18 protein-coding genes are annotated in these 20,580 nt (G+C 66.3%); 6 read left to right on the top strand and 12 right to left on the bottom strand.

The features are described from left to right. From RQP53_RS19995 to RQP53_RS19945, 11 genes are all read right to left on the bottom strand, one after another. Positions 1-195, bottom strand: a 195-nt coding sequence (locus tag RQP53_RS19995; protein WP_315652452.1) for a transposase, incomplete at its 3' end; no start/stop codon positions are given. Between the two features lie 139 nt (positions 196-334). Beyond that, positions 335-868, bottom strand: coding sequence for an RDD family protein (locus RQP53_RS19990; protein WP_315652451.1), 534 nt, complete (start codon positions 866-868; stop codon positions 335-337). A gap of 492 nt (positions 869-1,360) precedes the next feature. Then, entirely contained in the window at positions 1,361-2,071 is a 711-nt protein-coding gene (locus RQP53_RS19985; RefSeq protein ID WP_315652450.1) for a transposase, read from the bottom strand. Between the two features lie 86 nt (positions 2,072-2,157). Next, a complete protein-coding gene (locus RQP53_RS19980) occupies positions 2,158-2,526 on the bottom strand; it encodes a hypothetical protein (protein WP_315652449.1) in 369 nt (122 codons plus the stop codon). A 573-nt stretch (positions 2,527-3,099) separates the two neighbouring features. Next, positions 3,100-4,143: an ABC transporter ATP-binding protein gene (locus RQP53_RS19975; protein ID WP_315652448.1), complete on the bottom strand. Its 1,044-nt coding sequence runs from the start codon at positions 4,141-4,143 to the stop codon at positions 3,100-3,102. Next, entirely contained in the window at positions 4,140-5,507 is a 1,368-nt protein-coding gene (locus RQP53_RS19970) for a GH1 family beta-glucosidase (RefSeq protein ID WP_315652447.1), read from the bottom strand. The genes RQP53_RS19975 and RQP53_RS19970 overlap by 4 nt, the downstream gene beginning before the upstream one ends. A gap of 3 nt (positions 5,508-5,510) precedes the next feature. Then, positions 5,511-6,422, bottom strand: a complete 912-nt coding sequence (locus RQP53_RS19965; protein WP_315652446.1) for a glycoside hydrolase family 16 protein — start codon at positions 6,420-6,422, stop codon at positions 5,511-5,513. Between the two features lie 9 nt (positions 6,423-6,431). Then, complete coding sequence (locus RQP53_RS19960; RefSeq protein ID WP_315652445.1) at positions 6,432-7,784, bottom strand: GH1 family beta-glucosidase; 1,353 nt, start codon at positions 7,782-7,784, stop codon at positions 6,432-6,434. Continuing rightward, on the bottom strand, positions 7,784-8,686 hold the full coding sequence (locus RQP53_RS19955) for a carbohydrate ABC transporter permease (protein WP_315652444.1): 903 nt from the start codon (positions 8,684-8,686) through the stop codon (positions 7,784-7,786). The genes RQP53_RS19960 and RQP53_RS19955 overlap by 1 nt, the downstream gene beginning before the upstream one ends. Beyond that, complete coding sequence (locus tag RQP53_RS19950; protein WP_315652443.1) at positions 8,686-9,582, bottom strand: carbohydrate ABC transporter permease; 897 nt, start codon at positions 9,580-9,582, stop codon at positions 8,686-8,688. The genes RQP53_RS19955 and RQP53_RS19950 overlap by 1 nt, the downstream gene beginning before the upstream one ends. Beyond that, positions 9,579-10,847, bottom strand: a complete 1,269-nt coding sequence (locus RQP53_RS19945) for an ABC transporter substrate-binding protein (RefSeq protein ID WP_315652442.1) — start codon at positions 10,845-10,847, stop codon at positions 9,579-9,581. The genes RQP53_RS19950 and RQP53_RS19945 overlap by 4 nt, the downstream gene beginning before the upstream one ends. A gap of 157 nt (positions 10,848-11,004) precedes the next feature. Between RQP53_RS19945 and RQP53_RS19940 the strand changes: the two genes are divergently transcribed. The 6 genes from RQP53_RS19940 to glk all read left to right on the top strand — a co-directional run bounded on the left by RQP53_RS19940 (position 11,005) and on the right by glk (position 19,471). Further along, positions 11,005-12,087: a LacI family DNA-binding transcriptional regulator gene (locus tag RQP53_RS19940; RefSeq protein ID WP_315652441.1), complete on the top strand. Its 1,083-nt coding sequence runs from the start codon at positions 11,005-11,007 to the stop codon at positions 12,085-12,087. Between the two features lie 158 nt (positions 12,088-12,245). After that, on the top strand, positions 12,246-15,227 hold the full coding sequence (locus RQP53_RS19935; RefSeq protein WP_315652440.1) for a TonB-dependent receptor: 2,982 nt from the start codon (positions 12,246-12,248) through the stop codon (positions 15,225-15,227). A 14-nt stretch (positions 15,228-15,241) separates the two neighbouring features. After that, positions 15,242-15,943, top strand: a complete 702-nt coding sequence (locus RQP53_RS19930; protein ID WP_315652439.1) for a SapC family protein — start codon at positions 15,242-15,244, stop codon at positions 15,941-15,943. Next, the gene (locus RQP53_RS19925) at positions 15,918-16,934 is read left to right on the top strand and encodes a cupin-like domain-containing protein (protein WP_315652438.1); all 1,017 of its coding nucleotides are present in this window, start codon (positions 15,918-15,920) and stop codon (positions 16,932-16,934) included. The genes RQP53_RS19930 and RQP53_RS19925 overlap by 26 nt, the downstream gene beginning before the upstream one ends. Positions 16,935-16,944: 10 nt before the next feature. Beyond that, the gene (locus RQP53_RS19920) at positions 16,945-18,459 is read left to right on the top strand and encodes a tryptophan halogenase family protein (RefSeq protein ID WP_315652437.1); all 1,515 of its coding nucleotides are present in this window, start codon (positions 16,945-16,947) and stop codon (positions 18,457-18,459) included. 28 nt (positions 18,460-18,487) lie between these two features. Further along, positions 18,488-19,471: a glucokinase gene (gene glk, locus RQP53_RS19915; RefSeq protein WP_315652436.1), complete on the top strand. Its 984-nt coding sequence runs from the start codon at positions 18,488-18,490 to the stop codon at positions 19,469-19,471. Positions 19,472-19,474: 3 nt separating this feature from the next. Here glk and RQP53_RS19910 read toward each other — a convergent pair whose 3' ends face one another. Continuing rightward, positions 19,475-20,563, bottom strand: coding sequence for an ABC transporter substrate-binding protein (locus RQP53_RS19910; protein ID WP_315652435.1), 1,089 nt, complete (start codon positions 20,561-20,563; stop codon positions 19,475-19,477). Positions 20,564-20,580 lie beyond the last annotated feature (17 nt).

The raw sequence follows: 20,580 nt of genomic DNA, 5'->3' as shown, positions 1-20,580 counted from the left end.
GGAGACGCCATCGCGCTGGCCGGAGTCGACCTCGTGCTGCTTCACCCAAGCGTGCAAGGTCTGCGGAACGCAGCCAATCTTGTCGGCAAAGGACTCGATGGCGGCCCACTGCGATGGGTGCTCCGCGCGGTGCTCCAGCACCATACGCACCGCGCGCTCGCGCACCTCAGGCGAAAACTTCGGGGACTTCTTCATGGCTCCATTCTCCAGAGTTGGAGCCTCCTCGAAATCCGGGGCGATTCACGGACGCCAAGTTATGCGGGCTTATCGAGTAAGCGATGAAGCAGATGCCCATGGTGGTAATTGCGGGTCTGGTTGAGCGAATGGCTTGCTGTCACTCTTTTGGCGGGCCGAACTCAGCATCGTTCCTGCTGTACATGGGCGCAGCTGGTGCTCGATGTGGCTGAACTGGCGGCGTGGCGATGACAACCGTTCCGGCCACGAGATCTGCAAGTGTTTGACGCAGTGGATGCATGGTTGCAAGAGCAAGCTCGGCAATAACAGGTAGGGCCACAAGAAAGCTGCTGTCGGCAGCACTTGCGAATGAGACACCGCATAGTGCCCAGGTGCAGCGTACCAGTGAGCGGAGCAGCGCTTGCTGCGAAGATGGACCTTGCCCGGTTGCCGCAGATACCACCGAGATACGTTGCAGTATCTTGCCTATGCCAGCATCAGGATGGAGGACCGTGACCACTTGATAGGCCGAGTACAGACCCCAGAAAAGCACCCAGAAAGCGAGCGTTCCGTAGCATGGAAAGCCTGGCAAGCAGTAGGCCGAACCGAGCGCCGCTCCAACAAGGGTGAGGTCGGTGAGAAACGCTGCTAGACGCTTGTGCACCGGGGCCAAAGGAATGCCATGACGGGACATGATGACAGCTAATGTTGAAGCTAAGCCGCGAGCGGCGGCCTGCCGACGCGAGTCGGCTCAAGCGACTGGTTCGCCGTCGATTCTCGTTTGCACACAAACAGCCTCACACTGACACGACCTTCACTCCAACGACTGTGGAAATGCGGGCTGCAGCAATCGACGCTTCGACATCGTCCCGCGTAACGCCAAGCTGAATTCCCGAGCGCCTCCCCGTACTCAAGCTGACATTCCAGCATTCCGGGTTGTCGTCATCGAAAATTAGCCTGATATGGAGCGCCACGATGCTAGAGAAGCTAGCCTGCATTCGGCCTCTTCGCAGAATCAACTGTCGCCGACGATCAAACAGTAGCGACGGCCCTTGCCAGTTGAACTCAGTGCGCCATTCGTCGAGCTCGATTGCAGCAGGCTCAGATGCACCAGGACTAGGAACCCGCGACGGCCGGCGCTCCTGCAGCCTTCCGCTGATGGTGAATGCTTCTCTTGCCATGACGCCTAACGAAGCCGTCCAATAACCCCGCCACGACGCGTCAAAGCATTTGACGAGCAGGATGGGCTCTGGTTCAGCGGAGTTTTCATGGCGAGCGATTGTGGCGCCAACTGGGGGGCTCGTGCGCACTGCTGGCCCCTGCTGATGGGGGGTACCCTGCCGTTCTCCAAGCCTGCAGCGGCCCCCTCGATGTTGTGCACCAGGCAGAAGAGCTGCCACTGCGGCCGCACCTTGGCCGTGCCGCGCAGTGTGCAGCGGCTCAGGCGCTTGTTGTGCCGCAGCTTGGCGAACACCGGCTCCGCGGTGGCGATGCGGCGGCGGTACAGGCTGCGTCCCTGAGCGCTGTCGATGGCCCGGCGCATGCGCTGGCTCGCGTCGTTCGGGTCGATCTCGCTGGCGTGGACGAGTGAGACTTTGCGAGCCTGGGTGCTCTTGGGGTGGCGCAGGCACTGGGCGCGCAGGGCGCAGCCCTGGCAGTCCGCGGGCCTGGCCTTGAAGTCTTCGCGCCGCTGGCCCTTGCCCACCTGGTGGATGGCCCCGCTGCTACACAGGGGCTGGCCCGCCGGGCAGAGGGCCGTGCTGGTCTTGGGATCGAAGCGGAAATCGCGCGGTCCGAAGTGCTTGATCGGCTTGTCCTGTCCGGTGGGCAGCTCCTCGCGGTTGCGCCGCGGCGCAGGGCGTCCGCTCGTTGCGGTAGCGCGCATCCAGCGCAGCACGCAGACCTCCTGGGGTGTCTGCGTCGTCGAATCGCTAGCAACGATTCTTGCTATCGGGGATGCTGCGGGGGGATTTCTTTATCGCCTCAACCCACCAGATCGCCACCGAAGGCCTGCCGACCTGCCGCCTCTGGCGCGTACTGGACATGCACCAGCCCAGACGGGAGCGACAGACAGCCGGCCACTGCTCGAGTGACTTGGCGAACCTGCTCTGCAAACGCTTCGCCGGTTGGCCAATGGGCTTGAAGGACCGTGACAAAGACCGGCAACTGCTCAGCGACTAACTCACATTCGTTTTCCGCATAGGCAGATAGCGGCAGAAAGCGAACTCGCACCCATGTGCGACCCGGCGCGCTGCCGAACACCGCGCCAAGCGCCGATGCGAGAGCCGACGCCGAGACTGGCGGGGCTTCACGCTCGCTCGAACAGACCAACTCGACATCGACGATTGGCATATGACGGCTAACTTGGATGCAGGGCTCAGACGTGACCGATAAAACGGCTGCTCGTGTTTCACAACATCGTCGATGACGGATAGCGACAGGCGTGTTGGGCAAGCTGCGGCGCGCAGGGCGCTTGGCTTGCGAGCAGTTTCGGCGTTTTGCCGTGCTCAGTAAACGGTGCGGAAAGCGACGGGCCGAGTTGCGATGGGGTCATGGTGTGTGGCTTTGCCCGGACGGCGGAGTTTTGTTGCATTTGCCACGGTACAGCGTGGTGTCGGCGGGGTGGGGGCGTGTCAGTCAAGCCCGTTTCGCAGACCGAGTTGCGGGTCTTGATGTGCGTCCCGGCTGGGCCGCAGCGAGGTTCGCAGTCGCCCCAAAAGCAGGGAGGCTGGCCTGCCAGCAGAGCTGACGCTGCTCCGCAGCGACGAGCAGCCGGTCGCGGTCGCCGATCGGCCAGCCCGGTTCGTCAAACGCCAAACGCTCGACCGGCAGGTCCGCGCGGCCCTCGACCGGGTAGAGCCAGCGGCCGCTGAGGCGATGGACGAAGGGGACGGCGTCGTCCACGGTCAGCGAGCGGCGCAGGCCTCAGCTCACGCGTTGCCCCTGCCCATCAAACCAATGCAGCCGCTGCGCATCAAAACCGAAGCGCAGCGCATCGCCTGCAGCCAGCCCTGGCTGTCCATGCAGCGCGGCGCAAAACGCATGCTCGCCGCAGCGGAACCAAAGCAGGTGCTGGCTGCCCAGCGGCTCGATCAGTTCCACACGGCCTTCAAAGGGCTGATCGGCGCCGAGCAGCACGTCTTCGGGGCGCACGCCGAGCGTCACTGTGGCAACGGCTGTGGTGGCCGGGCCGGCCAGCTGCAGTGCGCCGGCGCGGAACTGGCCACCGCCGAGCTCGCCCTCGACGCGGTTGATCGTCGGCGAACCGACGAAGCTGGCCACGCGCAGCGTCTGCGGGCGCTCGTAGACCTCGGCCGGCGTGCCGATCTGCTGGATGGCGCCCTCGTGCATGACGACGATGCGGGTGGCCAGCGTCATCGCCTCGACCTGGTCGTGGGTGACGTAGATCATCGTGTTGCCCAGCCGCGCGTGCAGCTGCTTCAGCTCGCGGCGCAGCTCGGTGCGCAGCTTGGCGTCGAGGTTGGACAGCGGCTCGTCCAGCAAGAGCACGCCGGCCTCGCGCACCACCGCGCGGCCGATGGCCACGCGCTGGCGCTGGCCGCCGGAGAGCTGGGCCGGGCGGCGCTGTAGCAGGGCGTCGAGCTGCAGCATGGCGGCGGCGCGGGCGACGCGGCTGTCGATCTCGGCCTTGGGCAGGCCGGCCATCTTGAGCGGGAAGGCGAGGTTGTCGCGCACGCTCATATGCGGGTAGAGTGCATAACTCTGAAAAACCATGCCCACGCCGCGCTCACTGGGCTCGGCCTGGCTCATGTCTTGTTCGCCGATCAGGATGCGGCCGCCGCTGATCGGGTTCAAGCCCGCAATGCTGTGCAGCAGCGTCGACTTGCCACAGCCGGAAGGCCCGAGCAGCACGAGGAACTCGCCGGCCTGGACATCGAGATCGAGGTGTTGGATGACCTCATGGCCGCCAAAGCGGATGTTCAGGCCCTGGATGCAGACGCGGCTCAAGACATGACCCTTTCGGTACGGAGGAAGGAACGCAGCCACTCGCCGCTGGCCTTGAGCCGGCGTTGCTGGGTGGCGTAATCGACATGAACCAGGCCGAAGCGCTTGCCATAGCCTTCGGCCCACTCGAAATTGTCGAGCAGGCTCCAGACGAAATAGCCTTTCAACGGCACGCCCACGCGCAGGGCCTGGTGAGCGGCGGCGATATGGTCGGCCAGAAAGCGCTGGCGCTGCAGATCGGTGACGCGGCCATCCTGGCCCATCACATCCTCGTAGCAGGCGCCGTTCTCGGTCAGGTAGAGGGCGGGCGGCGCGTAGTCGCGTTGCACGCGCTCCAGCAGCTCGACCATGCCTTGCGCATCGACCGGCCAGCCCATCGCCGTGTGCGGGCCGTCGCCGCTCTCGATCACCTGGGTGCGCAGCGCGCCGCCCTCTGGCGCATCGGCCACGGTCTCGGGGAAGTAGTAGTTGACGCCGAGGAAATCGCAGGGGCTGGCGATGCGGCAGAGATCGCCGTCGACGATGCGCGGCGCCTCCTCGCCCAGCGCGCTCAGCACATCGTCCGGATAGCCCTTGCCGAACAGCGGGTCCAGGAACCAGCGGTTGCGCAGGCCGTCGTGGCGCACCGCGGCGGCCAGATCGGCGGGTCGGTTGCTGGCCGGGCGTATCGGGTGCAGGCTCAGCGTGATGCCGACCTTGGCGCTTGGTGCGGCGCTGCGCAGCGCGCGTACCGCTTCGCCATGGCTGACCAGCAGATGATGGCTGACCTGCATGGCGGCGCGGAAGTCGCGCAGGCCCGGCGCATGGACGCCGAGGTGGTGGCCCAGCATGGCCGTGCACCAGGGCTCGTTGTGGGTGATCCAGTGCTGAACGCGGTCGCCGAGCTGGTCGCCCATCACGCGGGCGAAATCGCTGAAGGCGCCAATGGTGGAGCGGTTCAGCCAGCCGCCTCGTTCCTGCAGCGCCTGCGGCAGATCCCAGTGGTAGAGCGTGGCCCAGGGCTGCAGGCCGCGCTTGAGCATGCCGTCCACCAGCCTGGAATAAAAGGCCAGGCCCTCGGGATTGGGGCGCGAACCAATGCCGTTAGGAAAGATGCGCGGCCAGGCGATCGAGAAGCGGTAGGCGCGGACGCCCAGCGCGGCGGCCAGGTCCAGGTCTTCCTCCCAGCGGTGGTAGTGATCGCAGGCCGGCTCGCCGCTGCTGCCATCGCGGATGGCGCCGGGCTGGCGGCAGAAGCGATCCCAGATTGACTCGCCACGGCCGCCATCGGCCGTGCCGCCTTCGATCTGGTAGGACGAGGTGGCGCAGCCCCAGAGGAAATCGGCGGGGAACTCGCGGCTGAACGGGGGCCTGACGGGGCTCAGCATGGCTCAGTTTTCCTTGTAGATGCGCACCCAATCGACCCGCATCTCGGCCGGGAAAACGGTGCTGGCATCGGGGCTGCCTGGCCAGTCGCCGCCGACGGCGAGGTTGAAGATCAGGAAGAAGGGGCGCTCGAAGACCCAAGGCGCGCCGGCCGGCAGCGAAGCCGGGGTGAGGCGGTGGTAGGGAATGCCGTCGATCTGCCAGATGATCTCGTTGGGGCGCTTGATCACGGTATAGACGTGATAGTCAGCGGCCAGCGGCGCAGGGGCCACATGGTTGTTGCCCAGGCCATGGGCGCCCGAGTAGCCGGGGCCGTGGGCCGTGCCGTAGGCGGTGTTGGGCGTGCGGCCGATGTTTTCCAGCACATCGATCTCGCCGGCTGCGGGCCAGGGGAGCTGATCCTCGCCCAGCGTCCAGAAGGCCGGCCAGATGCCTTGGCCGGCGGGGATCTGGATGCGCGCTTCCAGCTTGCCGTAGCTGAAGTTCACCTTGCCATTGCTCTTGATGCGGCCCGAGGCGAAGGCGCAGGGCTTGCCGTCCCAGCAGGGGCCGGGATTGACCGCGCGTTCGGCGCGCAGCAGCAGATGGCCCTGGCCATCGAGCGCGGCATTGCGCGGTGCGGCGGTGTAGTACTGCAGCTCGTGATTGCCCCAGCCCTCGGCTTCCTGGTTGCCGAGATCGTCGTTCCAGTAGGCGCGGTTGGGCGCGCTGCCGGCGGCGCCCTCGAACTCGTCGGACCAGACCAGGGTCCAGCTCGGGCTGGGCGTTGGAGTGGGACTGGGAGCGGGCGCCGGCACAGGGCTTGGCGCAGGGGCTGGAGCCGGTGCCGGGGTCGGCGCTGCAGTGGCGCCGCCACCACCGCAGCCGACCAGCAGGGCAGCCACGGCTGGCATCAAGCGCAAGAAGGTAATGCTCATGGCGACTCCTTACCGTTGACGCCACTGGCGCAGGAAATCGCGATACCAGAGCGCGCTGGCTTTGGGCGTGCGCACTTGGGTGGCGTAGTCGACATGGACGATGCCGAAGCGTTTGCTGTAGCCGAAGGCCCATTCGAAGTTGTCCATCAGGCTCCAGACCATATAGCCGTCCACCCGCACGCCGCGGCGCCGCGCCTCGGCGACGGCAGCGATATGGGTTTGCAGATAGTCGAGCCGGTCCAGATCCTGCACCACGCCGTTCTGCATGGCCTGATCGGGAAAGGCGCCGCCGTTCTCGGTGATGTAGAGCGGGGGCAGGTTCGGGTAGTCGGCGTGCATCTGGCAGAGGATGTCGGTCAGGCCCTCGGGGTAGATCTCCCAGTCCATGTCCGACACCGGCAGGCCTTCGGCGCGCGCATTCCAGTGGGCGCCGCTGGCGCTGACCACCTGGCGCGAGTAGTAGTTGATGCCCATATGGTCGATGGGCACGGCAATCGCCTGCAGATCGCCGTCGTGGATGGTCGGCGCGTCGGCGCCCAGCTCGGCGAGGATCTCGGCCGGGTACTGGCCGCGCATCACCGGGTCGCTGTACCAGCGGCGGAAGCGGGCGTCATAGAGGCGGGCGGCGGCGATGTCCGCCGGGTGGGCGGTGGCGGGCATGCTGGGGCCCATATTCAGCACGATGCCGAGGCTCTTGCAGCCGCCATCGGCGCGCATCGCCTGCACCGCCAGGCCATGGCTGAGCAGCAGATGGTGCGAGACCTGGGCCGCCAGCGCGCGGTTGCGCAGGCCCGGTGCATGCACGCCGGTCTCATGCCCCAGCGTCGCGGCGCACCAGGGCTCGTTGTGGGTCGACAGCGCGTAGAGCCGGTCGCCCAGATGCTTCTGCACATGGCGCGCGTAGTCAACGAAGTGGTGCACGGTATCGCGCATGGCCCAGCCGCCTTGGTCTTGCAGCGCCTGCGGCAGATCCCAGTGGTAGAGCGTGGCCACCGGCTTGATGCCGCGTTGCAGCAGGCCATCAACCAGACGCTCGTAGAAGCCGAGGCCGGCGGCGTTCCAGGCGCCCTGGCCCAGCGGCTGCACGCGCGGCCAGGCGATCGAGAAGCGGTAGCAGTTGACGCCCAGCGAGGCGATCAGGTCCAGATCCTGCTCCAGGCGCTGGAAGTGCTCGCAGGCGATGTCGCCATTGCTGCCATCGGAGATGGCGCCGGGCTGGCGGCAGAAGCGGTCCCAGATCGATTCGCCCCGGCCGTCGGCCTGGGTGGCACCTTCGATCTGGAAGCTGCTGGTGGCGGCGCCCCACAGAAAGCTGTTGGGGAAGTCGCCGGCTTGTGCGGTGGAGGAGAGGGCAGCGGTCATTATTTGACGGCGCCGGTGGTCAGGCCGGCGATCAGTTGACGGGAGGAAATCACAAACAGAACGATCAGCGGCAGCGTCGCAATGGCTGAGCCGGCCATGATGGCGCCCCACTCGGTGTTGACGGTGCTCTGCAGGCTGCGCAAAGCCAGCGGCAGCGTGTAGCTCTCGGCCTGGCGCAGCACCACCAGCGGGGCCATGAAGTTGTTCCAGGAGGCGATGAAGGTGATCAGCCCCAGCGTGCCCAGCGCCGGCCGCAGCAGCGGCAGGGCGATGCGCCAGTAGATGCCGAACTCGCTGCAGCCATCAATGCGCGCGGCCTTGAGCAATTCCACCGGCACCGAGGCGGCGGCGAATTGGCGCATCAGGTAGATGCCGAAGGCGCCGGCCGCGCCGGGGATGTAGAGCGCGCGGTGAGTGTCCAGCCAGCCCAGCGCATCCATCACCATGAAGTTAGGGATCATGGTCATGAAGGGCGGCACCAGCAGCGTGCCCATCACCAGCAGGAACAGCGGCTGCTTGAAGCGGAACTCCAGCAACGCAAAGGCATAGCCGGCCATTGAGCAGAACAGCAGCGTCAGCGCGGTGGACATCAGCGCCACATAGAGGCTCCAACCGAGATTGCGCCAGAAGGGAATGCGCGCGCTCAGCGTGGCCATGTTCTTGCCCAGCTCATCGCCAAACCACAGCGGCGGCGGCACATTGAAGATGGCCGCGTTGGACTGCGTGGCGAACACGAACATGAAGTAGAAGGGCGCCAGCATCAGCAGGGCACCACAGCCGACCAGCAGGTAGGCAAAGAGCCGGGATGCTTTCTTCCCAGCGGCGCCCGGGGATCCGGCTTTGCCGGTCCCACGGGCGCGCCCCCTTGAGGGGGCCTGCGAAGCAGGTACGGGGTGGGTCATCAGTGCTTTTCCTTGAAGGCTTTGTTGGTGACCCAGGTGAGCAGTGCCAGCAGCGCAAACAGCAGCCACGAGATCGCATTGGCGGCGCCGAAGTCGCTGAAGTCAAAGGCCAGGCGGTAGACGTACATGGCCACCGTCATTGCGGCCTGATCGGGGCCGCCGCGGCCGTTGGTGAGGATGAAGGGCTCCTCGAACAGCTGCATGCCGCCGATGATGGACAGCGTGATGCCGAACAGCATCATCGGCTTGAGCGCCGGCAGCGTGATGTAGCGGAAGCAGGACCAGGCACCGGCGCCATCGAGCCTGGCCGCCTGGTAGAGCTCGCGCGGAATCGTCTGCAGCGCGGCCAGGTAGAGCACCATATTGAAGCCCACGTAACGCCAGAACACCACCATGGCGACGGCCGGCTTCAGCGTCTGCGGCTGCCACAGCCAGTTGATAGCCTCGATGCCGAAGGCGGCCTGCAGCGCGGCGTTGATCAGGCCGTAGTCGGTCGACAGCAGCGAGGTGAACATCATCGCGATGGCCACTGTCGAGGTGATGTAGGGCAGGAAGTAGGCGGCCGCCACGCTATGGCCCCAGCGGCCGAAGGCGCGGTTGATGAACACCGCCAGCGGCAGCGCCACCAGGTGCTGGGGCAGGCCCGACACCACGGCCAGCCAGAAGGTGTTGCGCAGCGCCTTCCAGAACCAGACGTCACCCAGCACGAAGACGAAGTTCTCCAGCCCGGTGAAGCGCATCGCCTCCAGCCCGGCGGTGGGCTCCCAGCTCTGGAAGGCCATCCACAAGGAGAACAGCAGCGGGAACAGGCCGAACACCGCGAATAGCCCCAGGAAGGGCGCCAGCAGCAGATAGGGCACCCAGGCCCGCGGCAAGGTGAATGCTTTGGCTTTCATCGCGTGGCCCTGTGCAGCAGCAGCGCCTGGGCATCGCCCAGCGCCTCGGGAATGGCTTTGCCGTAGATCAGCACGTTGTCGAGCTCACCATTGACCACCTCCTCGGCGAACTTGTTCTGCCGGTGCAGCGGCCGCGCTGGAATGCGCCGCGCGGCGTCGCGCCACAGCTGGCGGGCGCGCTGGCCGCCGAGAAACTCGACCGGCTCGTCGAAGAAGGGATCGTCTTGCGCGGCGAGCAGGGCCGGGAAGGCGTCCTGGTTCTTGAAGGCATTGAGCTGCAGCTCGCGATTGACCGTCAGGTACTGGATCAGCGACCAGGCCAGCGCCTTCTTGGCCGGATCGGCGCGGCGCGGAATCGCGTAATAGGTGCCGCCGTAGCCGGCAAAGCTCTGCCCGGGCAGATGAGCGGCTCGCCACTGGCCGCGCGTGTTGGGCGCCACCACGGTGGCCATCTGGCTGGCCATCCAGGCGCCCGACAGCTCGGTGGCCAGCTTGCCGCGGCGCAGATGCTCGCTCCAGTCATTGCGCCAGGTGTCGACGATGGCGTCCAGCCCCAGGCGGCGCACCTTCTGGGCCAGCTCGAAGGCGCGCTGGAACACCGGGCTGGCAATGCTGGGACGGCCCTGCGGGTCGAAGTAGATGCTCTGCCCGGCCGGCGTGGTGGCGTAGAGCACGATGTCTTTCAGATAGCGGGCATGGGCCAGCAGATAGGCGCCGGTGCGCGCCTTCAGCTGCACGCCGGCCTGCACATAGGCTTCCCAGCTCTCGCTCAGATCGGCCAGCTTGAGGCCGGCGCGGTCGAGCAGATCGGTGCGGTAGAACATCGAGCCGGGGCCGATATCGGCCGGCAGTGCGACGACAGCGCCCTGGCTGTTGCGGGCCTGCTCGAAGGCAAAGGGCACGAAACGATCGCGCAGGGTCTCGGCTTGGTAGGGTGCGATGGACAGATCCTGCAGCCCGGCGCCCAGCGAGAAGCGGCCCATATACATGGTCTCCAGCGCGATCACATCGGGCAGGTGGCTGGCGCTGGCCGAGGACAGGGCCGTCGTCATCGCCGTGTGATGATCGTCGTACTGGCGGCTGATCACCTCCACCTCGATGCCGCCATGGGCCTGCTGCCACTCGGGCAGCGCGCGCTTGACGATCTGGTCGACCAGCGGGAAGGCGGCCACCACGAGCTTTCGCGGCTGGCTTTGCGCTTGGGCCGAACATGCCAGCGTGGACATGGCAGCGGCAAGCAGCTGGCGACGGCGGGTGTCTGGCATTGTCTCGTCTATTGTTGTTGAAAGCGCTTTCATAATTCTGCTTCCTGCGATTTGGATCACCAAGGCGCGTAAACCCTAGTGCGGCGCGGCATGCGGCGACTGCTTCACGGCGGATCGGCCCTCTACACTGGGAAGACACCGCGTCCAAGGACTATTCGTGCCTACAAAAACAGCAGCCAAGAAAGCGCCGTCAAAACCTGCCGAGCGCAGTGAACGCACGGAGCGCGCCGATCGTCCGTCTGGCGTCGTCACGCTGGAGCAGGTGGCCGCCCGTGCCGGCGTCTCGCCCAGCACAGTCTCACGCATTCTGAACGGCACGGCCACCGTCAGCGAGGTCAAGCGCGCCGCCGTCGACGAAGCGATACGCACGCTGGGCTTCCGTCCCAACCCGGTCGCTCGCGGCCTGGCCGGCGGGCGCACGATGAGCATCGGCGTGGTGACCCAGCGCATCAGCAGTCCCTTTTATGGCGAGGCGCTCAGCGGCATCGAGGTGGCGCTGGAGTCGGCCGGCTATGTGCCGCTGTTCGTCAGCGGCAACTGGAACGAGGCCGACGAGCGCAAGGCGATTGAGACCCTGCTGTCGCGCCGCGTCGATGGCGTGATCGTGCTGGCCGGCCGGCTGGACAACAAGGAGCTCGCCGCCCTGTCGGCCAGCGTGCCGATGGTGGTGGTGGGGCGGCAGCTGGCCGGCGAGCGGCTGTTCAGCTTCAGCTTCGACAACCGCGCCGGCGCCCGGCTGGCCACCGAGCATCTGATCTCGCTGGGCCATCGGCGCATTGCGCTGCTGCTCGGCGATCTGGTGCACGACGATGCGATCGACCGCCAGAGCGGCTATCTGGATGCGCTGGCCGCCGCCAATATTCCGGTCGACCCCGAACTGATCCTGCAGAGCGATTACACCGAGGCGGGTGGCATGCTGGCGGTCAGCCGGCTGATGGAGCGCGATGTGGCCTTCAGCGCCATCTTCAGCTCCAACGACCAGATGGCCTATGGCGCCATCCTGGGCCTGGCGCGGCGCAATCTGCGCGTGCCGGATGACGTTTCCATCGTCGGCTTCGACGATCTGATCATGTCGCGTTACACGATGCCGCCGCTCACTACCGTGCGCCACGCCGTCTATGAAACCGGCGCGCAGGCTGCCAGCGCCATGCTGGCCCTGCTGCAGGGCGAGAAGCCGCGGGTGCAGCTGGCTGCGCCGGAGCTGGTGATGCGCGAGTCGGCGCGCCGCGCCGTGCGCTGAATCGTCCAATCGGCAGTCCAAAACCGTTGCTCTGAACTCGCAACCTAGGGTCAAGCCTAATTTGAAAGCGCTTGCAAATGCGCGATTCTCCAAATCAATGAAAGCGCTTTCATGCGTTTCATTCGGCAGACCCTAAAAAATGCACCGGAGACAAGTTCATGAGAAATCCTCGACCCGTCACCCGTTTGTCACGTCTGGCAAGCGCCGCCGGCCTGCTGGTGGCCGGCTTGGGCGCGCAGGCGCAGCAAGCCGATGCCCCCGCCAGCAGTGCGCCAGGAGCCCAACTTGATGCGGTGGTTGTTACCGGCATTCGGCAGAGCCTGGAGACCTCGCTCAACCTGAAGCGCAATGCGCGCGGCCTGGTCGATGGCATCGTGGCCGAGGACATCGGCAAGTTCCCCGACGCCAACCTGGCCGAGTCGATGCAGCGCATCTCCGGGGTGTCGATCGACCGCAGCAATGGCGAGGGTTCCAAGATCACTGTGCGCGGTGTCGGCCCGGACTTCAATCTGGTGCTGCTCAACGGCCGACAGATGCCGGCGTCCAGCATTGGCAACACCTTTGCCTCGAACTCGCGCTCGTTCGACTTTGCCAATCTCGCGTCCGAAGGCGTGGCCGCGCTGGAGGTCTACAAGACCAGCCGCGCCGAAACGCCCACCGGCGGTATTGGTGCCACCATCAATATCAAGACCGCCCGTCCGCTGGACAGCAACCGGCGTGTCGCCAGCGTCGGTGTGAAGCTGGTCAGCGACGATTCCAACAAGCGCCTGCCCGAGATGAGCCGCGGCAGCCAGGTGACGCCCGAAGTCTCCGGCATCTACAGCGATGTGTTCGCCGATGGCCGCTTCGGCATTGCCCTGGTCGGCAGCGTGCAAAAGCGCAATGGTGGCTACAACCAGGCCGCCGTCGATGCCGGTTGGCGCACCTTCAAGGGCGATGAGCAGAACTGGGGCACGATCCCGCTGCCCGGCCAGCCGGGTGCCGACAAGATCGTCAACCGGCCCAAGCCCGGCGATCTCTATGTGGTGCCGCAGGAAATGCGCTACAGCCTGAATGCCTTCGAGCGCACCCGCACCAATGGCCAGCTCGTCATGCAGTTCAAGCCGATGGACAGCATGGTCGCCACGATGGACCACACCTATTCGGAAAACAAGGTCCATTCCAAGCGCCATGAGCTGTCAGCCTGGTTCAACTTCGGCCCGTCCGCCTCGAGCTGGAACGACGGCCCCATCGCCGCACCCAAGACCTATACCGAGCCCTATGCCTCGCCGGCCGACGTGGCCATGGCTGGCAGCATCTACGGCACCAAGAACAAGAATGAGTCCACCGGCCTGAACGTGGCGTGGAAGGCGTCCAAGGCACTGTCGTTCGAACTGGATGCCCACCATTCCACCGCCACCTCGGGCGCGGACAGCCCCTATGGCAGCAATTCCACGCTGGGCGTGTCGATGCAGAACCGTGCCAGCGCTACGGCCGACTTCACGCAGAAGTTTCCGGTCTTGAGCATCGACATCGCGGGCGATCCGGCCAAGGGTCCGAGCCTGATGCAGGTGACCGGTTCTTCGTTCCGCAACAGCTATATGCGCAACGAGATCGATCAGGCGCAGCTCAAGGGCAAGTACGTCATCAACGACAACTCGGGCCTGGACTTCGGCGTGGGTCTGACCAAGGTCAAGAACCGCACCGCCTATGCGGTGGTGGAGCAGGCCGACTGGGGCGGCCACAACACCCCGGCCGCCTACGACGACGCGCTGTGGAAGCCGGCGCAGCTGCAATCCTTCTTTGGCCATTCGATGGGTTCCAACGGCTCGGGCCTGTTCAACAACTTCTACCTTTGGGACTTCCAGGCCGTGCGCGCCGCCGCCATCAAGGCCGACGGCAGCGACAAGTGGTTTGTGCCCTCGTCCATCTTCACCGACGATCGTCGCACGCAAGAGAAATCGACCAGCGCCTTCCTGCAGTACACCAGGGACTGGGAGTGGGGCGTGCCGATGAATGTGGCCATGGGCCTGCGCTACGAGAGCACCACGGTCAATTCGCAAGCGCTGGTGCCCACGGTGACGGGCATCAGGTGGGTATCGGCCAATGAATTCAGCCTGGTCCGTGACACGCCATCCTTCACCTCGCTGACAGGCAAGTACAGCTATGTGCTGCCCAGCATCGACTGGGAGGCTGACATCAGCAGCAAGCTCAAGCTGCGCGCCAGCTATGGCGAGACCATCGGGCGTCCAGATTGGGGCGCCATCCAGGGGGGGGTGACGCTGAATGATTTCCGCGTCGACGGCGGTTCGGGTAGCCAGGGCAATCCGGCGCTGAAGCCGCTGTTGTCCAAGAACCTGGATTTCTCGGCCGAGTACTACTACGCCAAGAGCAGCTATGCCGCGCTCGGCGCCTTCCGCAAGAACATCAGCAACTTCATTGGCAGCAGCAGCCAGACGGTGGCGCCGGCCGGTTTGACCACGCCGATCGGTGGTCCGCTGTACAACGAGGCGATTGCCAAGAGTTGTGCCACCAAGGATGCGATGTGCATCCGCAACTACATCCTGAACACCTACAACGGCAGCAAGGGCGTCGTGAAGACGGGTGTTGACGGAGGGGGCAACGCGCTGGGCACCATCGCGGGGCAGCCAGGCGACCCGGCGGCCAGCTTCAAGGTGAGTCTGCCCACCAATGCGCGCAGCGACCACATCAATGGCGTCGAGTTCAATGTCCAGCACGCCTTCGGCAACAGCGGCTTTGGCGCAGCGGCCAACTACACCTGGGTGAAGTCGGGCCTGAAGTACGACAACGCCAACCTGACCGCACAGAACGCCTTGATCGGCCTGGGTGATTCGGCCAACCTGGTGGCCTTCTACGAGGACAACAAGTACAGCGTGCGGGTGGCCTACAACTGGCGCGCCGAGTTCCTCAGTGGCACCACCGCCGATGTGTTTGGCAGCGCCGGCCCGGCTTACACCGATGCCTATGGCCAGGTGGACCTCAGCTTGGGCTATAAATTCAACAAGAACCTGAGCCTCAACTTCGAAGCGCTCAATCTGAACGACGGCATCCAGCGCATCCACGGGCGCGCCAAGGAGCAGACCCAGTACTACACCCAGACCGGCCGTCGTTATATGTTGAACGCCCGTTACACCTTCTGAAGCCCGTAGAAGCCATGCGCGCTGCACTGCTTGACAACCTCAGCCACCGCGATTTGCGGCTGCAGACCCAGCTGAATCCCGATTGGGGTGATGCGGTCTCAGCCGTGCCCACGGTGCCGGCCGAATTCAGGCTGGTGCAGGCGCATTTCCCCATCGTCTTCCAGCAAAGCAGCGAGGCAGCGGGTTTTCAGCCGCTGGCCTTGCTGGGCCTGACCCGGCCGCGCAATGCCTTTCTGGGCGCGCAGGGCTGGGCAGCGGCCCATCTGCCCTGGGCGCTGGAACGCCAGCCCTTGCTGGTCGGGCGGGACGGTGAGGATTGGGTGGTGCATATCGACCTGGACAGCCCGCGCCTGAGCCTGCAAGAGGGCGAGCCGCTGTTTCTGCCGCATGGCGGGCAGTCGCTCGTGCTGGAGCGGCGGGTGTCGGTGCTGCAGGCGCTGCATGAGGGCTTGCAGTCGCTGCCCGACTTCATCGAGGCCTTGCTGCAGCACCAGCTGCTGGAACCGATGAGTCTGGACATCACGCAAGCCGATGGCCAGGTGCAGCGCTTGGCCGGCTATTACGTGATCGACGAAGACCGGCTGGAGGGCTTGTCGGGTGCGGCCGTGGCTGCGCTGCATGAGGCCGGCCACTGGATGCCGATCGCGATGGCCGCGGCTTCGCTGGCGCGGCTGCCCGAGCTGATCCAGCGTGAACAGCGCCTCGGCCATGCATGAACTGCGCTGCAGCCAGCCGGGTGAGGTGCCGGCGGGGCTGCTGACGGCCGACGAGCCCTGTGTCGTGCGCGGCCTGCTGGCGCACTGGCCCTTGGTGCAGGCGGCCCATCAGGGCGCCGCAGCGGCGGCCGCGGTCTTGCGCTCGCACTGGCGCGACGCCACCGTCGGCGTGTTCGAGATGGCGGCCGACACCGGCGGGCGCATTACCTACAACGCCGAGTTCAGCGGCTTCAACTTCGAGCGCCGGCTGATGCCTTTTGGCGCCGTGCTTGATCAACTACTGGCCTTGCAGCAAGCGCCGGCGCCTTCCTTTCTCTACATGGGCTCGACCAGCGTCGACAGCTGCCTGCCCGGCTTTTCATCAAGCCACCCGCTGCAGCTGGAGACGCTCGAGCCGCCGCTGGCCAGCCTCTGGCTCGGCAACCAGATCACCGTGCCGGCCCATCAGGACTGGCCCAGCAATCTGGCCTGCTGTGTCAGCGGCCGGCGCCGCTTTACCGTCTTTCCACCCGATGCGGTGGGCGATCTCTACATCGGCCCGCTGGACCTGACGCCGGCCGGCCAGCCCGTCAGTCTGGTCGATCCGCTGGCGCCGGACTGGCAGCAACACTTTCCCCGTTATGCACGGGCGCTGGAACGAGCCCAGGTCGTTGAGCTGGCGCCTGGCGACGCGCTCTACCTGCCCAGCCTGTGGTGGCACCGGGTCGAGGCCTTGGAGCCTTTCAGCGGCCTGATCAACTACTGGTGGCGCAAGAGCCCGGAATGGTCGGACTCGCCGAACACCGCCTTGTGGCTGGCCCTGGCCACCGTGCGCGATCTGCCGCCCGCCGAGCGGGCCGCCTGGCGCGCCTTGTTCGACCACTATGTGTTCGATGCCGATGCCCACACGGCGGCCCACATCCCCGAAGCGGCGCGCGGCCTGCTCGCGCCCTTCACCGAGGCCGGCATGCGCAGGATGCGTGCCTGGCTGCTGAAGAAACTGAACAGATGAGGTGCTCACCATGACGGTACAGCCCATGCATTCCGAACCGCGCCCGGTGCGCCGCGTCGTCATCGCCGGTGGCGGCACCGCCGGCTGGATGGTGGCCGCGCTGATGGGCAAGCTGATGGGCAAGCAGTTGGAGATCCGGCTGGTCGAGTCCGATGAGATCGGCACCGTCGGTGTTGGCGAGGCCACCATTCCGGCGCTGCACACCTTTCACGAGCTGCTGGGCCTGAACGAGGCCGAGTTCATGGCCGCCACCCAGGCCACCTTCAAGCTGGGCATCAAGTTCGAAGGCTGGAAGGCGCCGGGCGAGGACTACATCCACTCCTTCGGCATCACCGGCAAGGACCACTGGAGCGCTGGCTTCCAGCACTTCTGGCTGAAGGGGCGGCAACGGGGCCTGGCGGCGCCCTATGGCGACTATTGCCTGGAGCTGCGCGCGGCCGAGGAACAGCGCTTTGCGCACCTGCCGCAAAACGGCATGAACTACGCCTACCACCTCGATGCCACGCGCTACGCCCGCTTTCTGCGCGGCCTGGCCGAGGCCCATGGCGTGCGCCGCATCGAGGGCAAGATTGCCGCGGTGCTGCAGGCGCCCAGCGGCGATCTGGCGGCGCTGCAGATGAATGACGGCGCCCGCGTCGAGGGTGATCTCTTCATCGACTGCACCGGCTTTCGCGCGCTGCTGCTGGGCGAGACCCTGGGCGTGGGCTACGAGGACTGGAGCCACTGGCTGCCCTGCGACCGCGCCGTGGCCGTGCAGACCGCCTCGGTGCGCGAGGCGCCGCCCTATACCCGCTCGATCGCCCATGCCTTTGGCTGGCAGTGGCGCATTCCGCTGCAGCACCGGGTCGGCAACGGCCTGGTCTACAGCAGCAAGGAATTGGCCGATGCCGATGCGCCGGACCTGCTGCGCCGCCATGTCGAGGGCGAGCTGCTGACCGAGCCGCGCCTCCTGCGTTTCCAGCCCGGCCAGCGTCACCAGGTCTGGCATCGCAACTGCGTGGCCATGGGCCTGGCCAGCGGCTTCATCGAGCCGCTGGAGTCGACCAGCATCCACCTGATCCAGCGCGCCGCCATCCGGCTGATGCGGCTGTTCCCGGCCGGTGGCATTCGCGAGGTCGATGTGCGCGAGTTCAACCAGCAGACGACGGATGATCTGCAGCACATCCGCGACTTCATCATCCTGCACTACCACGTCACCGAGCGAGACGATTCGGCGCTGTGGAAGCATGTGCGCACGATGGCGGTGCCCGACAGCCTGCGCCATCGCATCGAGCTGTTCCGCGAAACCGGGCGGGTGTTCCGCCCGCTGGATCAGCTCTTCGCCGAGAACTCCTGGGTGCAGGTGATGATGGGCCAGGGCATCACGCCGCAGCACTACCACCCGGTCGCCGATCTGATGGGCGACGCGGAGCTGTCGCAGTTCCTCGGCAGCATCCGCGCGCAAGTCAGTCGGCAGCTGAACGGCCTGCCCTCGCATCAGGCCTATGTCGAACGCCTGTGCGCCCCGTACCGCGCCGCGGCCTGAGTTGCCCCGGTGCTTCTGAATTGCCACCATGCTGACCCCTGTTCCCGACGCTGACACCTTCCCCCGCCTGCTGGCCGATATCGGCGGCACCAATGTGCGCTTTGCCTGGGTGGCCGAGCCCGGCGCCGCGCTGACGGCCTGTGCCAACTACCGCTGTGCCGAGCAGCCGACGATAGGCGCCTCGATCGACGCCTATCTGCAGCAGCAGGGCCTGCCACGGCCGCGCGCGCTGGCCATCGGCATCGCCTACCCGATCAGCGGCGACGAGGTGCGCATGACCAACGGCGCCTGGACCTTCTCGATCAGCGCGCTGCAGCGCGAACTGGGCCTGAAGCGGCTCAGCGTCATCAACGACTTCGCCGCGCTGGCGCTGGGCATTCCCGATCTGCTGCCGACGCAGTTGCATGCGCTGGGCCCGGGCGAGGCGGTTGCAGGCTCGGCCATCGCGGTGCTGGGTGCCGGCACCGGCCTGGGCGTGGCCGGTCTGATGCCGCTGCCCGGTGGCGGCTGGTGGCCGGTCTCCGGCGAGGGCGGCCATGCCACGCTGGCCGGCCAGGATGAATTTGAAGACGCGGTGATTGCCAGGCTGCGCCAGCGCTTCGGTCATGTGTCGGCGGAGCGGGCGCTGTCCGGCCCGGGCCTGGTGAATCTCTACCAGGCCGGGGCCGAGTTGCAGGGCCAGCCCGCACCGGCGCTGGCGCCGGCCGAGGTGCTGAGCCGGGCCGAGCAGGGCGATGCGCTGGCCAGCCAGGCCATCCAGCTCTTTTGCGGTTTTCTGGGCAGCGTGGCCGGCAATCTGGCGCTGAGCTTTGGCGCGCGCGGCGGCGTCTACATCGGCGGCGGCGTCGCGCCGCGGCTGCTGAAGCCGCTGAGCAGCTCGGCCTTTCGCAGCCGCTTCGAGGCCAAGGGCCGGCTGAGCGGCTTTCTGCAGCCGATTCCCTGCTATGTGATCAATGCCGAGGTGTCGCCGGCGCTGGCTGGGGCGTCACGGGCGCTGGATCTGGGCTTGTAGGCATCAACGCAGCAGCGGCAGCGAATCGAAGGCATAGCGCTTGACGGCCGGGTTCAGCAGCTTGCTGTAGCGGCGGAAGTCCAGCTCCTTGATGCCCTCGCCGTAGCGGGCCAGATAGCGGCGCGCCTCGGCCTGGCCGAACTGCATGAACAGCGAGCGCTGCAGCGTCAGCCCCTCGTCCTGCGCGAAGTCGCGGCCGCCGTGCAGGTCGTAAAGCATCACGATGGCCCAGGCGCCGGCCAGAAAGTGGCCGCCGGCCAGGCTGCTCAACCGGCCATCGATCAGCGCCAGCATGGCCTCCTTGGAGGTGTTGATGCTGGCAAAGAAGAGGTCCTGGCCCGGCTTGCGGCCGGCGCGGCTGGCGGCGTCCATGGCGCCGAAGGCCATCAGGTCGCTGGCGGTCCAGATCATCCGCACGCCGGGATGGCGGGCCAGCAGGGCGCCGGCCTGCTGCTCGGCCAAATCACGGCGCCAATCGGCAAAGCTCTGCTGCAGCAGCTCGACCTCGGGGTGTTCGGCCAAGGCACGGCGCATGCCGTTGTTGCGCTGGATGGAGACGGGGGTGGAGCGATCGCCGTTGATGGCCAACAGCTGCAGTCGCTGCCCGGTCGAGCCGGCGGCGGCTTGGCGGATCAGCGTCTTCATTGTCAGGTAGCCGGCCTCCTCGGCTGGCGACTCGAGGCTGCCCATCAGCAGCGGCAGACCGCGCCGTGGCGCAAAGCGCTGGAGATCCTGCGGCAATAGGCCGTTGAATGCTGCAAAGCTCTTGATGCCCGCGCTGCCCAGGACCTGCGCCGATTGCACCAGCGTGCCTTTCTCGTTGACCAGGATGACGTAGTCGGGCCGCTGCGCCGGGGCGCGTGCGGCGATGTCCCGCGCCAGCTGCACCATGCGCTCGGGATCGCGTTCGGCAAACAGCTGCTCGAACTGCACGCCCAGGCTTTGCGCCGCGGCCTGCATCGCCTCGCCGGCCGTACGCCAAAAGGGCTCGTCATGGCGGCCCGGGTTGATGAAGGCTATGTTCAGCGCCAGACACAGCTGGGAGCAGCCGGCCAGCAGCAGGGCAATCAAGAGACGGATTGGCAAAGGCATGAGAGGGCTTGCCTGTC

The organism is Roseateles aquae, from assembly GCF_032337115.1.
GTDB classification, from domain to species: Bacteria; Pseudomonadota; Gammaproteobacteria; order Burkholderiales; family Burkholderiaceae_C; genus Roseateles_C; species Roseateles_C aquae.
The sequence above is the reverse complement of the archived record's forward strand: the minus strand, read 5'-3'. Positions and strand labels throughout refer to the sequence as shown.

Coding starts and splice junctions, on each gene's coding strand:
- RQP53_RS19990 (WP_315652451.1), bottom strand. CDS start 868: ATGTCCCGTCATGGCATTCCTTTGGCCCCGGTGCACAAGCGTCTAGCA.
- RQP53_RS19980 (WP_315652449.1), bottom strand. CDS start 2,526: ATGCCAATCGTCGATGTCGAGTTGGTCTGTTCGAGCGAGCGTGAAGCC.
- RQP53_RS19970 (WP_315652447.1), bottom strand. CDS start 5,507: ATGCTGAGCCCCGTCAGGCCCCCGTTCAGCCGCGAGTTCCCCGCCGAT.
- RQP53_RS19965 (WP_315652446.1), bottom strand. CDS start 6,422: ATGAGCATTACCTTCTTGCGCTTGATGCCAGCCGTGGCTGCCCTGCTG.
- RQP53_RS19960 (WP_315652445.1), bottom strand. CDS start 7,784: ATGACCGCTGCCCTCTCCTCCACCGCACAAGCCGGCGACTTCCCCAAC.
- RQP53_RS19955 (WP_315652444.1), bottom strand. CDS start 8,686: ATGACCCACCCCGTACCTGCTTCGCAGGCCCCCTCAAGGGGGCGCGCC.
- RQP53_RS19950 (WP_315652443.1), bottom strand. CDS start 9,582: ATGAAAGCCAAAGCATTCACCTTGCCGCGGGCCTGGGTGCCCTATCTG.
- RQP53_RS19945 (WP_315652442.1), bottom strand. CDS start 10,847: ATGCCAGACACCCGCCGTCGCCAGCTGCTTGCCGCTGCCATGTCCACG.
- RQP53_RS19935 (WP_315652440.1), top strand. CDS start 12,246: ATGAGAAATCCTCGACCCGTCACCCGTTTGTCACGTCTGGCAAGCGCC.
- RQP53_RS19930 (WP_315652439.1), top strand. CDS start 15,242: ATGCGCGCTGCACTGCTTGACAACCTCAGCCACCGCGATTTGCGGCTG.
- RQP53_RS19920 (WP_315652437.1), top strand. CDS start 16,945: ATGACGGTACAGCCCATGCATTCCGAACCGCGCCCGGTGCGCCGCGTC.
- glk (WP_315652436.1), top strand. CDS start 18,488: ATGCTGACCCCTGTTCCCGACGCTGACACCTTCCCCCGCCTGCTGGCC.
- RQP53_RS19910 (WP_315652435.1), bottom strand. CDS start 20,563: ATGCCTTTGCCAATCCGTCTCTTGATTGCCCTGCTGCTGGCCGGCTGC.